Origin of the sequence: Sciscionella marina DSM 45152 (assembly GCF_000379465.1) — a bacterium.
GTDB classification, from domain to species: Bacteria; Actinomycetota; Actinomycetes; order Mycobacteriales; family Pseudonocardiaceae; genus Sciscionella; species Sciscionella marina.
This window is the reverse complement of the sequence record NZ_KB905394.1, coordinates 76,675-90,434: the sequence shown is the minus strand read 5'-3', so window position 1 is coordinate 90,434 and position 13,760 is coordinate 76,675. Positions and strand designations below refer to the sequence as shown.

The 13,760-nt window shown below is 64.9% G+C and carries 13 protein-coding genes; 3 read left to right on the top strand and 10 right to left on the bottom strand.

The window, feature by feature from the left end:
- Positions 1 to 313: 313 nt before the first annotated feature.
- From A37U_RS0121815 to A37U_RS44595, 6 genes are all read right to left on the bottom strand, one after another.
- Positions 314 to 538, bottom strand: coding sequence for a hypothetical protein (locus A37U_RS0121815; protein ID WP_026197480.1), 225 nt, complete (start codon positions 536 to 538; stop codon positions 314 to 316).
- A gap of 75 nt (positions 539 to 613) precedes the next feature.
- A complete protein-coding gene (locus A37U_RS0121810; protein ID WP_020498805.1) occupies positions 614 to 1,312 on the bottom strand; it encodes a type 1 glutamine amidotransferase domain-containing protein in 699 nt (232 codons plus the stop codon).
- Positions 1,313 to 1,395: 83 nt separating this feature from the next.
- Positions 1,396 to 1,983 carry a TetR/AcrR family transcriptional regulator gene (locus tag A37U_RS0121805; RefSeq protein ID WP_020498804.1) on the bottom strand — a complete coding sequence of 196 codons (588 nt, stop codon included), beginning with the start codon at positions 1,981 to 1,983 and terminating at the stop codon, positions 1,396 to 1,398.
- Between the two features lie 71 nt (positions 1,984 to 2,054).
- Complete coding sequence (locus A37U_RS0121800) at positions 2,055 to 2,891, bottom strand: alpha/beta fold hydrolase (protein WP_020498803.1); 837 nt, start codon at positions 2,889 to 2,891, stop codon at positions 2,055 to 2,057.
- A gap of 225 nt (positions 2,892 to 3,116) precedes the next feature.
- Entirely contained in the window at positions 3,117 to 4,289 is a 1,173-nt protein-coding gene (locus A37U_RS0121795) for a MalY/PatB family protein (protein WP_020498802.1), read from the bottom strand.
- A gap of 30 nt (positions 4,290 to 4,319) precedes the next feature.
- Positions 4,320 to 5,951: an APC family permease gene (locus A37U_RS44595; RefSeq protein WP_063712814.1), complete on the bottom strand. Its 1,632-nt coding sequence runs from the start codon at positions 5,949 to 5,951 to the stop codon at positions 4,320 to 4,322.
- A 72-nt stretch (positions 5,952 to 6,023) separates the two neighbouring features.
- Between A37U_RS44595 and A37U_RS0121785 the strand changes: the two genes are divergently transcribed.
- Positions 6,024 to 6,941 (top strand): LysR family transcriptional regulator, encoded by a 918-nt coding sequence (locus A37U_RS0121785; protein ID WP_020498800.1) that lies wholly within the window; start codon positions 6,024 to 6,026, stop codon positions 6,939 to 6,941.
- Between the two features lie 126 nt (positions 6,942 to 7,067).
- Here A37U_RS0121785 and A37U_RS44590 read toward each other — a convergent pair whose 3' ends face one another.
- From A37U_RS44590 to A37U_RS53005, 4 genes are all read right to left on the bottom strand, one after another.
- Entirely contained in the window at positions 7,068 to 7,799 is a 732-nt protein-coding gene (locus tag A37U_RS44590) for an aspartate/glutamate racemase family protein (RefSeq protein WP_157182950.1), read from the bottom strand.
- 252 nt (positions 7,800 to 8,051) lie between these two features.
- Positions 8,052 to 8,810 carry an SDR family NAD(P)-dependent oxidoreductase gene (locus A37U_RS0121775; RefSeq protein ID WP_276142036.1) on the bottom strand — a complete coding sequence of 253 codons (759 nt, stop codon included), beginning with the start codon at positions 8,808 to 8,810 and terminating at the stop codon, positions 8,052 to 8,054.
- A 123-nt stretch (positions 8,811 to 8,933) separates the two neighbouring features.
- Positions 8,934 to 10,448 (bottom strand): PucR family transcriptional regulator, encoded by a 1,515-nt coding sequence (locus tag A37U_RS0121770; RefSeq protein WP_169526920.1) that lies wholly within the window; start codon positions 10,446 to 10,448, stop codon positions 8,934 to 8,936.
- A 439-nt stretch (positions 10,449 to 10,887) separates the two neighbouring features.
- Complete coding sequence (locus A37U_RS53005; protein ID WP_205622987.1) at positions 10,888 to 11,457, bottom strand: aldehyde dehydrogenase family protein; 570 nt, start codon at positions 11,455 to 11,457, stop codon at positions 10,888 to 10,890.
- Between the two features lie 705 nt (positions 11,458 to 12,162).
- Between A37U_RS53005 and A37U_RS0121760 the strand changes: the two genes are divergently transcribed.
- Both A37U_RS0121760 and A37U_RS0121755 read left to right on the top strand, forming a co-directional pair.
- The gene (locus A37U_RS0121760; protein ID WP_020498795.1) at positions 12,163 to 12,480 is read left to right on the top strand and encodes a YciI family protein; all 318 of its coding nucleotides are present in this window, start codon (positions 12,163 to 12,165) and stop codon (positions 12,478 to 12,480) included.
- 779 nt (positions 12,481 to 13,259) lie between these two features.
- Positions 13,260 to 13,685, top strand: a complete 426-nt coding sequence (locus tag A37U_RS0121755; protein WP_240437637.1) for a MaoC family dehydratase — start codon at positions 13,260 to 13,262, stop codon at positions 13,683 to 13,685.
- Positions 13,686 to 13,760 lie beyond the last annotated feature (75 nt).

Below are 13,760 nucleotides of genomic sequence, written 5' to 3'. Positions count from 1 at the left end.
CTCCTTGATCTTCTTCTCAGCGCTCACAACGCCAGATGTCATCACTCACAGTGCCCATCCCACCGGACATCAGCCCGGCGTGTCGGGCCGAAAGCACCGCTACTGACACAGGCCCCAGTCCCCCGTATGGCCTGCGGTTTTTTGTGTTCACGGGTTTTCGGGTGAGTGTGGTGTTGGGTGTGCTCCTGGTGGGGCATCCTGGGGTGGTCTGTGCTGGGTATCGCTTGGTGGGCCGGTGCGGTTTTTGCTTGTGTGGCAACGGGTTTGTGGCTAAGGCGGTGGTTGACCCCGGTGCGGGGCCGATAGGGGACAATCACCGCGAACCGGGGGGTCGGTTTGTTCGGTTGGTGGGGTGGGTGTTGTCGGTCCAGCGTTGTTCGAGGGTTTTGAGGTGTTGGCCCTGTTCCGGGCGGTGGTAGAGCCCGTCGACCTGGTCACCGACGGCGGTCAGCAGACGGGCCAGACGGTTCCCGACGTCGCCGGCGATGCCCACGATGAAGACCTCATTGGTGTCGCTCTCGTTGATCGGTGTGCCCACGGGTAACGGAGTGCGCAGCGGGCCCGGCCGGACCACTGATCTGCCTGTCCGGCCGGGCTCGTTGTGGTGCGGGGGTTATGCGCGGGACTTGTTGACTTCGGCGAGGAGGGTGAGGAGGGCGTCGGCCGCTGGGCCGGAGGAAGCCGGGCTCTGGCCGGTGACGAGCAGGCCGTCGGTGAGGACGTAGGGCTGCCATTCGTCGGTCTTGGAGTAGTCGGCACCGAGGCGCTTCAGTTCGTCCTCGACAAGGAAGGGGACGATGTCGGTCAGTCCGACGGCGGCTTCCTCCTCGTTGGTGAAGCCGGTGATCCTCCGGCCCTGGACGAGAGGTGTGCCGTCGGGGTTGGTGGCGTGGCGCAGCGTGCCGGGGGCGTGGCAGACCAGGGCGAGGGGTTTACCGGCGCGCAGGATGGTCTCGATGAGCTGGACGGAGGTGGGGTCTTCGGTCAGGTCCCACAGGGGGCCGTGTCCGCCGGGGTAGAAGACGGTGTCGAAGTCGTCGGCGGAGACGGAGTCGAGCCGGGCGGTGTGGTCGAGGGCGGCCATGGCTTCCGGGTCGGCCTCGAAGCGGTGGGTCTGGTCGGTCTGGAAGGCGGGTTCGTTGCTCTTGGGGTCAAGCGGAGGCTTACCGCCCTTGGGGGAGGCAAGTACGATTTCGGCGCCGGCGTCCTTGAAACGGTAGTAGGGGGCGGCGAGTTCCTCCAGCCAGAAGCCGGTCTCGCGGCCGGTGGCGCCGAGTTCGTCGTGCGAGGTGAGAACGATGAGGATCTTCATGGTGTGACTCTTTCAGTAGACCGGTCGTCTCTGTTGGTGACCGGTGCTCGGGTGGACCTTCGGGGTCGGGGTGTGGCTGGGCGCTACAGATGCAGGAGCTGACGGGTGACCGTCGTCGTGGTGTCCAGCGGGGCGATGTCGCGGTGGATCTTGGCCATGACACTCGCCCCGAGCCACATGTCGTACAGGACCTGCGCGGTGTCGCGAGGGGTGCCGTCGACGGTGATCGATCCGTCCTTCAGGCCGGCCGTGATCGTCCGTTCCAGGCGGTCGATAATGGCGGTGGTGCCTTCCTTCAGGGCGAGCCGCATTGTCTCCGACAGGTCGGCGACCTCCGCGCCGAGCTTGACGGCCAGGCACTTACCCTGGCATTCATCGACGCTCTGTGTCTCGTGCCAGTTCCGCCAGTAGTTCATGAGCCGTTCTGCCGAGGTCAGGTCCGACTCGGCGAGGACGCGGTCCATGTCCGCCAGGTAGTCGGTGAAGTAGGCCCGCATCATGGCCTCGCCGAAGGCGTCCTTGGAGCCGAAGAAGTGATAGAACGATCCCTTCGGAACCCCGGCCGCGGCGAGGACTTCGCTGATGCCTACCGCGGAGAATCCCTTGCGGGACATGATCCGCTGGGCGGCGTCGAGAATGCTGCGGCGAGTGTCGCCCCGGACGGCTGGCATGCTCCCCATCCTACCGTCCATTAGACCAGTCGTCTATTCGGTTTCATGCATCGGCCACACCGCCTGACACGTTATCGGCCGAGGAAGTTCAAGAGGATCTCGTTGACCTCGGCGGTGTGGGTGGTGAGCAGCCCGTGCGGCGCGCCGTCGATCTCGACGTACTTGGCGGTGGGCAGGGCTTTGGCGAAGCGGCGTCCGGTGGCATCGATGGGCAGGGTGCGGTCGCCCGTGCCGTGCACGATCAGGGTGGGGACGTCGATCCGGGGGATGTCTGCCCGGAAGTCGGTGGGCCAGGTCAGTGGGGCGGCGGCTGAGGCGATCGGGCCCGCGCCGGCCGCTACGTTCCAGGCGTTGCGCACGGCCTCCTCGCTCACCCGGGTGCCCAGGTTCTCGTCGAGGTTGAAGAAGTCGGCGTAAAAGCTGGCGAAGAAGGCGTAGCGGTCCTTGTTCGCTTCCTCGGAGACGCCCTCGAAGAAGGAGAGTGGCGCGGCGCCGTCGGGATTGTCGTCGGTGATCGCCAGATACGGTTCCAGCGACGCGAGGAACACGGCCTTGGCGACCCGGCCGGAGCCGTAGACGGACAGGTAGCGGGCAACCTCGCCGGTGCCCATCGAGAAGCCTGCCAGGACCGCGTCGCGCAGGTCGAGGGTCTCCATGACGGTGTTCAGGTCGGCGGCGAACGTGTCGTAGTCGTAACCGGTGGAGGGCTGACTGGACTTGCCGAAGCCGCGCCGGTCGTAGGTGATGACCCGGTGGCCTGCGGTCAGCAGCGCCGGAATCTGACCCTCCCAGGAATTGCCGTCCAGCGGGTACCCATGGATGAGGACGACCGGCTGCCCCGTCCCCTTGTCCTCGTAGTGCAGCTCGATGTCGGTGCTGTTCTCCGTGCCGACCTTGATGCGTCTCATTGCGCCTTCTCTTTCCGGGAGTTCGGTGTCTGTCGCGTTCTGAAGTTACTATACGACCGGTCTACTCAAATCACAACCCCCTTCGTTCTCGGGCATCGGCCTTTCGGGCCACGCGGCTGCGACGGGCGTGGATCGCGGCCGCCGCAGCCACGCGGACAGGTTGGTAGTGGGCAGCTGAGGAGTCCCGGCAAGCCGGACCCGTCGGCGAGCTCCTTGTCGTCGAATTCAGCCGTGCTCGTTGAGGATTTTGATGATCCGGCCGACCGCCTCTTCGAGCATCTCGGGCTGGGTTGCGAAGTTGAGCCGGACGAAACCGCTGCCCGCTTCGCCGTGGTCCGGCCCCGGTGCCGTGGCTACGGCTGCCTCGTCGAGCAGCAGTTGAGCCGGCTGTGCCCCGGATCCCAGTGTGCGCAGATCGAGCCAGGCGAGGTAGGTGGCGGCTGCTGGTTGGTAGGCAGCGGAGAGTTCCGCCTCGGCGAACAGCCTGGCGAGTAGTTTCCTGTTTTCATCGAGGAACTGGATGGCGTTGTCCAGCCATGGCTCTCCGTGCTGGAATGCGGCAGCGGAGCCGAGCATTCCGAGCGGGCTGATTCCACCGGTCGCTGCGCCGGGAAGGGTTTTCCACAGCGCGCGGTCGTCCGGGTTGGTGAGCGCGATGAAACCGCAGCGCAGGCCCGGAATGTTCCATGCCTTGGTGGCGCTGAAGAGCGTGACCGAGTGCCGGCGGGTTGTGGCATCGAGCGACGCGTACGGCGTGAACTCCGTCTGATACCGCACCGGTGCATGTATTTCATCGCTTATCACGCGCGCACCATGCCGGTCGACTACCGTGGCGAGCGCGCGCAATTCGGCGGGGGTGAAAATCCGGCCGACCGGATTCGACGGGTGACAGAGCAGCACGCTGCCCGCTCCGGCCGCCAATGCCGAGTCGATCTGCTCGATATCGAGCTGATACTCGCCGGAATCGGTGCGCATCGGAACTTCGACAGCGTGGCGACCGGCCAGTTCGATCGCACCGAAGAAGCTGCGGTAGCTCGGCGTCGGGACGACAACCGGCGATTCCGGTTCGGTGAACAGCCGGATCGAATGGGTGATGCCGCGCATCAGTTCGGGTAGTAGTCCGATGGCCGATGGCTCCGTCGCGAGCCCATGCCGCTCGGTCAGCCAACCGGCGGCGATTTCTGGCAGATCGGAAGCCGAAGCCGGGATCGGATAGCCGACCGTCTGGCGCCGCAGGGCGTCCCGCAACGCAGCCATGATCGGCTCGGCGATCGGCAGATCCATCTCGGCGACCGTCAGATCGAGCACCTCCGGCCCGTATACCGACCACCGCTTGGTCCGGCGTTCGCGCGATCGCGCCACATCCCAATCGAGCTCGGCGTAGCGTGCTTCGGTCAACGGAGTACCTCTACTTTCTGGGTTTGCGTTTCAGGCTCGAGCTTCGTTGATCGAAAGGAAATCGGAATGGTGTTCCGCTCGCCTGGCGAGCGCTTGCCGGTACTGCACACCGGAGCGGTGCGCCAGCCACCATGTTCCGGCACTGATGGCAGTGGCGAGCACGGTATCCCACGGTGCACTGACGACTTCGATCCCGTCGAATGCGCCGAGGAACGAAAAGGAACCGAGCAGTAAAAGCCAGCCGATCAGCCAAAAACCTTGCATCGCCGATACTGGTTCGCTTCCACGGTGCACCCGCCGGCGCACGAGGTAGATGACGAACCCGATCAACAGCATCGGCAACGCAATTCGTACTTTCGTCCAGCCGGACCAGTAAAGGATGAGTCCGGACAGTACGAACGAGGTGAACCCGATCGGCATCGACCAACGACCGAGCCACCCGGATCCGGGTCCGTCCGACCGATAGAGCACTGTGCTGGCCACCGAAACGACAGCGTAGCTCAGTCCGTAGAAGAAGCTCAGCGAACTCGCGATCGATTCCCAGCTGCCGAAACCGAGGATGACGACAGCGCCGACCACGGTGTTGAGCAGCAAGGCGGTCCACGGCACGCCCCAACGGCGGTTGACTCGGGTGAAGACGCTCGGCAGCAGCCCATTCTGCGCCGCACCGTAGGTATAGCGTGCCTTGATCGAGGTCCCCATCAGCATGCTGCCGGACGGCGAGAAGACCGCGTCGATGATCAGCACCGTGGAAAGCCAGCCCATGCCGAGCAAACCGGCGAGTTGCGCAAGCGGGGAACTGAGGTTGAGTCCATGCCAGCCCGAACCGAGCAGACCGCTCGGTGGCGAGAAAATCATCGCGGCCTGCAATGCCAGGAACAGTAACAGCGAACCGCCCCAGACCAAGAGGGTCGCACGTGGGACGGATTTGCGCGGATCCTTTGCTTCACCGGAAAGTACCGCCGCACCGTTGATTCCGGTGAACGCGTACACGACACCACCGCCGACGACAGCGCTCAGTGCCGAAGAAATACCGTACGGTGCGAAACCGCCGCCGATCCGGTAGTTGTCCGTATCGAATCCGCTGGCGAGCAACAGGATCACGGTCACGGCCGGGACGACGAGCTTGATCGTGGTCACCACGTTGTTGATCCGGGTGATGAAAACGACGCCGAAGAAGCTGGCCGTACAGAACACCAACAGCAGTCCCGCCGCCAGCAGCCGGCCGGTCCAGCTCAGCGAATCCTCGTTGACCAGTCCAGGGACCCACCGTCCCAGATACTGTGCGACAGCGGTCGATTCGCTCGGCCCGGCGAAGATGGCCTGTAAGAGGATCGCCCAGCTGACCGCGATACCGACAAGTGGACCGCTGGCCATCCGCGGCCAGCGTACATTGCCGCCGGACATCGGATTCCGGAAGGCGAGATCGATGAATACCAGGCAGACCAGAAGCGTAGCGAGTCCGCCGATCACCCAAGTGAGCAGTGCGGCGGGGCCCGCGGCCTTCGCGACGGTATACGGTGACAACAGCCAGCCGGACCCGATCACACTGGAAAACGTGAGCATGGCAAGGGATGGTGTTCCCAATGCGCGGCGTAGCCGGCGGTCGTCGGCGGCCGATACCGTCCCCGAGGAATCCCCGTCGGGTTTTTCCATGCTCATATTTCCACTATTGAATGCCGTGCGGCGTTTCGGAAGAGTGACTTTCCCTTCGGCTAGCGTTAGCCTCTGCCTATGGCTGTGCCGCCAATCGATATCACGGACCTCAGCGTTTTCACCGCTGCTGCACGTCTCGGGAGCTTCGCCGCCGCGGGAGCCGATCTGCGGATGAGCGGTCCTTCGGTGAGTACTCGGCTTGCCGCGCTCGAACGTCGGCTGGGCACAACGCTTTTCGAACGCGGAGCGCGAGGCAGTGTGCTGACCCCGGAAGGGGAGCGGTTCGCGGAGTACGCCACACGATGCCTCGGCTTGCTCGATGAGGCGGTCGCGGAGCTCAACAGCGAACGAAGCCAGCGACTGGTGCTCGCCGCGCCGGCCAGCCTTGCGTCCTCCGTTTTCCCAGCTGCACTGACCGTGCTTGCCGGTAAACCGGTCGCGCTGCACTGTCGTGTGGCGCACAGCGACGAGGTGCTTCGCCGACTACGCGACGGCACCGCTCATGCCGGATTCGTGCTGACCGGGAGTGCCGAGGAGCAATTGCGCTCGGTACGAGTCAGCCGGCCGTCGATGGTGGCCGTTTGCCCTCCGGAGCACCCGCTGGCGCATCGGAAACGGCTGCGCTTCGCGGATCTGCGGGAGACTCCTGTCGTGGTCTACCGCTGGGGTCCGGAAGCCGAGTCACTCGCAACGAACTTCGAGCATCCGCAACGCCCAGGCAATCGGCCGGTGCACACCATCGGACTGCCGTTGACGGCGATTCAGCTCGCTATCGACTCCGGTTACATCGCTGTCGTTCCTCGGTTCGCGGTCACGAAAGCGCAGCGCGCCGGTGAGCTTGCGGTACTGGCCCTGCCGTTGCACCAATGGAAACTGGAAATCCGCTTCGCTTACTCGCCGACGGCGGCGAGTCGCCCCGGTGTCGCGACGCTGCTCGAACACCTCGGCGAGATCGGAACGGCATTGGGCAACTCGCCATCGGGGCGATCCGGATAGCTCATCGAGCATCTCGCGGCCGGTGTCGGGCTGGCGACCGACCCGATAGGCGAACACGGCCCGGTCGCGGTCAGTAGTGTCGGCGGCTTTTTGTGTGGTCGGCGCAGAAACACGGCATGTCGTGATCTACGCAGTGCCGGGCATGGCCGCGTATTCGGCCAACCGCTCCATCGCCAGCCGTGGACTCGACAGCACCCGGGTGCCACTCGTGGGCCGTACGGTGGCTATCCGCGCCATCGAGGCCTGGGCTAGTACGACCACATCGACTTCGGCGGTCAGGCGGTCGAGTTCCTCGGTGACGATCGCATCGTGTTGCACGCTTTCGCCACGGTCCAGCGCGGCGAAAGCGCCGTCGCAGAGGCGCGGGACCACCGTGACGGCGCGGCCGGCCTCGCAGGCGACGGTCTCGACCAGTTCGCTGGTGGGGACGAGTGTCGTGGGCAGGGTAGCGAGCACTCCAACCGTGGTCCCGAGGTCGATGGCGCGCTCGGCCATCGCACGATCGACCCGCCAGACGGGGGTATCGGCCCTCTGCGTGATCTCGTCGACCACGTCGCCCACCGACGAGCAGGTCACGAGCACGGCGTCGACGCCGAAGCCGGCAAGCGCAGCGACGTGGCCGCGGAGCCGGTCCCGCGTCTTGTTGTCGACCATGCCGTTACGGACCGTCCTCTTGAGGAGGAGCTCGTCGGTGATGACGGTCGTCTCGACTGCGGGGAGCAGTTCAACGGCGAGCTCGGTGAACGTCGGCGCGAGGCGCGAGACGGTGTGGACGATGCCGAGGCTCTGCAAGGGAATCTCCATTCTGACGTTGGGCAGGGCACAACCGTCAAAGGCGTGACGGATCCAGTGATTCACGGGCTGGTGACGACGGTCGAGAACCTCGTCCCGAACGCTTCGGACCGTGTCGGTGCATGTCGCGCTCGCCGAGTCACGACCAGCGACATAGCGCCGGTCCGGCCGAGCCTGGCGCTGCGCCGGCCCGCGCAGTGGGCTATGGAAGCGTCGGACGCGCTAGCTGGAGCAGGAGGCCGAGCGTCACATGTTCGTCCTCCGACCGCAGGTATACCGGCCCGTTCCGGCACCGGTCCGGATCGAAGCACAGTCCCGTCAATAGCACTCAGCGAGCAGACCGCCGTCGACGACGAGCGCCTCACCCGTGACGAAGCACGCGTCATCCGAGGCGAGGAAAAGCACAGCGCGAGCAACCTCGCGCGGCTGCGCTATCCGGCCGAGCGGGTACTCGGCCTCGGCCTGCGCGCGCAGGGCGGCCGGATCCTGCGCGGCGGCGAAGTACGCCTCGACGATCGGGGTCTGCATGTCGCCCGGGCAGACGGCGTTGCAGCGGATTTTCTCGCGCCCATACTTCACAGCGGCCGATTTGGTCAGCGCGAGGACCCCGCCCTTGGCGGCGCCGTAGGCAGCGAGCATGGGGTCGCCGGCCAAAGCGAGGACGGAGGCGACGTTGACGATCGCTCCGCCGCCCGCTCCGCGCATCACCCGGATCGCGTGTTTGCTGCCGAAGAACGGGCCCTTCAGATTGACGGCGAGGACGCGGTCGAGCTGCTCCTCGGTCGTGTCGGCCAGCTCTTGCTCGACCTGAATCGCGGCGTTGTTGACCATGACGTCGAGTCGGCCGCACCGCCGCACCGTGTCGTCGATGAGAGCCTCGACCTCGGCTTCCTTGGAGACGTCTGCGTGGCGATAGACGCCGATCCCGTCCATCGCCGCCGCCCCAGCCTCGTCGCTGACGTCGCAGCCGAAAACATGTGCTCCCTCGGTCGCGAACTCTCGCGCCAAGGCACTCCCGAGACCGGAGGCGACCCCGGTGACGATCACGCTACGTCCTTCGAATGACCTGCTCAACACTGCTTCCTTTCGTTGACCATCCGACGCCTGCGCAAGCTTGACACCGGGCTTCACCGCTGCCCATTGCGTCCAGGAATGACTCGTGCTCCCCGAGTCATATGCGAAGACAGGGCTCCACTTCCGTCACTGCGTGGTCTGGGAGAGTGCAAGCGCCCGCAGCGCGAACCAGAGTTCGCACACGTCACCGGTGGACCGCATCGAACGGCCGGTCAGTTCCTGGATCCGCGCGATCCGGTAGGCGACGGTCTGTGTGTGGATGAACAGCAGCTCACCGGCCCGGCTCGGCGAGCGGTCACATTCCAGGTACACCCGAAGGGTCTTGACCAGTTCGGTGCCTTGCTCGTGGTCATACTTGAGGAGCGCGCCCAACACATGTTCGGCCGTCAGCTCGGACTCCGCGAGCGTCCGCGGGAGGAATGGGGGACTGCCGTCGCCGTAGGACGCCAGCGCGGAACTGCCCGGGCTGACGGTCTCCAGCGCCCACCGCGCTTGGCGGACGGCATCGCCGAGGTTGCCCGCCCCCGCGAACGGGTCGCTGAGCCCGGCGCGCCAGTGTTCCAGTCTGGTGCGTTCCTCGAGGTATCCCTGCGGAAGGTCGTCGGCTCGGAACACGGTAATGGCGATCTGGCCGATCTCGCCGACCAGAAAGGGGATGTCGCCAAGCAGCCATCTGCGCGCGAGTCGGTCGACCGCGGTGGGGCGGTCGTCGATCGCCAGCACGCGCAGATCGCCCCGCAGGCGGTGCTCGTGGAAGAGTGCGGTCAGGACCGCCGGTTCGAGTCGGCCGTTCAGCGCGTCGTTCAGCAGTCCGGCGCCCGAACGACGAGCACGCTCTACCTCCGCATCGACTCGCCCGATTTCCAGCGCGCATGCGGCCGCGATCTGCTGCAGGACTGCCAGCCGGGGCTCGACGTCGCTGTCGGGGAAGGCGATGAGGCAGGCCGCGCGCTCGCTGGGGATCGGCATGGTGAGCGCAGTCCGGTCATCGACGGTCAGGTTCATCACGAACGGCGCCCGGCCCGAGGACCGGCGGACCTCCTCGTCGTAGGCGTCCTTCCACGCATGCCCGGGCGTACTGCCGCCGCGGATGAGTGGTTCCCACACCTGCGGGTCGACCACGTGCAGAGTGCAGCGCACCACGCGGCTGAGCCGGTCGACGAACTCGGTGCCCGCGAGCTTCTCGCGCAAGCTCGCCATCACCTCGCCGTGCACCCGGGCGATCTGGATGAACGACTGGTCCTCGCCCCGGGCATTGGCGGCGGCCACGAACCGCACATACTGAGTGAAGCCGACGGCGTGCGCGCCGTCGATCACCGGGAACCCGGATCGATCGGCCGCCGCAAACAGCTCGTCGGAAAGGTGTGGACGGCGTTCGTCCTCGCCGATCACGATGCCGCTCAGTCCGGCCGCGGCCATCTTCTCCACGAACCGCACCTGCGCCGCAGGCTCCTCCGGGACGATGTAGCCACAGGTCAATACGAGATCGCCTGGATCAAGCCAGTTCCAGGGATCACAAGCATCGCTCACATGAGCCCACGACACCGGACGGTCGAGCCCCGCCGCACCGGCAAGCAAAGTCGCCTGCAGGTGCCGCAACTCGACCAGGTCACGGACCGTGACGGCCCCCGGTATGGTCACGGTCCGTGACCATGCCGTTCGCCGTCGGCCCGCCACTTGCGCTCGGGACGTGTGCTGTCACAACGGACCCAGCACAATCATCGCCGCAGCACCATAACGCGCGGACGGGGTCGTACATCGTGATTGCATTCGAGAACACGTCCTACCGAACCACGCGCCGCTCGTGTCGTCCGGATGTTCATGCCGCAGGCGGCGCACGTCTCGCGCCCGTGCCGCCCGTTCGGCCTCAAGCCGTCGGTCTTCGGAACGTCGACCGCGAGCGCACGTGTACCTAGCGTGGTCATAAACATCGAAGGTCACCACGCGGAAAAGGGTGCCGCGGGCAGTGCGAGCCATTTGTCGACGGTAACACGCCGAGAGTGCGGAAAGTCTTATCTTGACACATAGCCGGAGTCCTCTCGGCTATGTGTGCAACTAGAAGACACGATTGTTCTGCGGGTCAGAAAATGATCATGATGGCAATTTCTTTCACCTTCGCAGGCCAATCGGGATGGCTCCGGCTCGCGTCCCGCCTGCGGCAGACCTCGCATACCGGGCGGAGGGCAGCATGAGCACGGAGACGAGGATCGACCGGACGGACCACGCGTTCAATCCGCGATTGGCAACGCCGCCGAGGATCACCTGATCCACCAGGTTGACGCCGAACCGGCACAGGTATTCCGTGTTCCGGGACCGACCAGAGCAGCAGGCCGGTGTCGATCACCTGGTCGACGACTCGGTGCAGTGTGTCGACGTAAGCAGCCAGGCCGTCCACGGGTGGGCCCACGCTGAATCGCCGGGGTGCTTCCGGACGAACGCCAAGCCCATCTCCTGACGACTGCATCCCGTCCCATGCTTCCCCGCGGGCGTCGAGTATGTTGATCCACACCGTGTCGGCCCGGATTTGCCGGGCAAGGTGGTTTGCCGTCGCGATATCGCGCCACCAGATCACCGCGGCGAGACAATATTCGGTGTCGCTCGCGCGGTCAGCGAGCTCTTCGGGTTCGTCATAGGAAATAACGGAGAGCACAGTCCCGAATTTCCTCGCGTGCGATACGCATGGGGTCGGTCACTCTCGCGAATCCTGTTGGCGAGTTCTCCCCCAGGCTCCCGCTCCCGGTGAGCAGATCGGCCCCTCCTGGCAACCGTATGGCACGTCCGGTCGGTGCGCCGGAGTTCGTCGGCAATTTGGGCGCCGGATGAACCCGCACTGACCACCAGAACGTTTCCTGCGATGGGTTGCTCCGGTCTGCGATAGGCGACAGAGTGGATCTGTTATATGTTGTCGTCGTCCGGAATGGTGCGGGGGATTTGTGGTTTCTGGAACGGGCCGGTTGCCGTCACCACGTGACAAGCACGGAGGTTTCCTGCGGACGTTTCGACCGTGAAACCCGGATGGGAAATTCCTCGTGCGCTCAAGTGCTTACTCGTGGCGACGCCGGGTTGATCTGCGCCGACGATGACAACATCGGTCTCCTGACCCGGCACGGGCCCTCCGCTTCATTTGATCAGGCCGCTCACGATTCGGATGTTCGAAATCGGTGCTGCTCGGACCACGGCGTTTGCCCGATGATGTTGCCACGGTCTTCCTGTGTCCAGTGTGGGAGACACGGGCTCAGTAGGCCAATACGAGTTGTCGAACTCTGGTATCGGTTTTGCTCATGAGAGGCGTCTGTGGATGAGTTGCAGCCCCATCGTGGCTCCACTGCGCCGATTCGTGTGTCATGATCGTGGTGTGTCCAAAACCTATGTGGTGATCTATTCGTATACCAGCGACTCGGAGTTGCGCGAGAAAACACGGCAGGTCCACCGCGACTACCTGAGTTCACTCGCCGACGGCACGTTGCTCGTCGCGGGTGCATGGGCACCCACCGAGGATCCGGGTGGGCTTCTGATTTTCCGCTCAGAAGATCGTGCCGGTGTACAAACGATCGTCGACGAGGATCCTTATACGAAAGCCGGTGTCGTGGCCACTGCCGATATCAGGGAGTGGGCTCCGCCGCTGGGGCCGTTGTCCGATGCGCTCAATGGCAAGGGCAGTGTCGGCAACTGACGCAGTAGGGCGTTCCGTGGTCTCGCTCGATCACATTGAGTGGTCGAGCGGGTCCGGAAGTGTTGTGCGGCAGGGGATCCAAAGCCTGGACGCTGTCAGCCGGGAATCGAGCCCGCCTCCTGCCGGCGCAGTGATCTGCTGCACGGGCTCACCTCGCCTCGCCGATCCCTCGCCTCGTGTTGCTGCGCGTCCGACATCTCCGGAGCTTCCGCCTTGGCCGTACAATGCCGTCGTCAAGGTCATTCAGCTTGTGGTGCACCGACTCTTTGAACCCAAGGAGTCACAAAAGGGGCAATTTTTCAGGATCCGTGATACCTCGATCGGGACCGTGTCAGGAGCGGTGTTCTCGGCTCGACACGCTGGGTTTCGGTTCGGTGAGATGGGCACGATGAGTGATGACGCTGGATACTGTGCACACTCCTTCGGGTAAGGTGCGCGGTCTGCGCAGGAACAGCCGGCCGCGCAGGTGGTGGCGCGGGCCCGTGAGCAGGTTCTCGATCTGACTGGTCCGGACGGGCTGCTCAAACAGCTGACCAGGACAGCCCCGACCGGGATGGCACGAACGTGCGCAACGGGTGCCGGTCGGGGACCGTCCGATCAAGTGTCTTGTCGATGAGTCGTGCACCTCGGTTCCAATGCCGAGCAGTCAAGCGCGGTCTGCTCGAATCGCAGGGAGTGGCCGGGTGCCTGCTTGACATAGGGTGTTTGTCATTCACCGGATGGGCACAATCGATGGAGGAGTCACCATGGGACCGCTGGTCGTCAAGGGGATCGATGGTTTGCGCACCGCCACCGGCGCGGTGCTGGGCCCGACGGAATGGCTGCGGATCGACCAACAGCGCATCGACATGTTTGCCGATGTCACTGGTGATCATCAGTGGATACACGTCGATCCTGAGCGGGCGCGCGACTCGCCGTTCGGCTGCACTGTGGCACATGGCTATCTGACCCTCTCGCTGTGCAACTACTTCCTGCCACAACTACTCGCCGTCGAGGGCGTGCGCCTGGGCGTGAATTACGGGGCGAACCGGGTCCGGTTCCCTGCCCCGGTACCTGTCGATTCGCAGATTCGCGGTCGCGGCGAAATCCTCGCCTGCGACGACATCCCGGGCGGTGTACAGGCCACGATCCTGATCACCGCCGAGACCGCGGACGGCGGCAAGCCCGCCTGCGTCGTCGAGACTCTCAACCGCTGGCTGACCTGACCTCACCAAGCGACCAGTGGATGCCTCGCCGCCCGGTAGCCGAAGACCATCCAGATCAGGGCGTCTCTGGGGGCT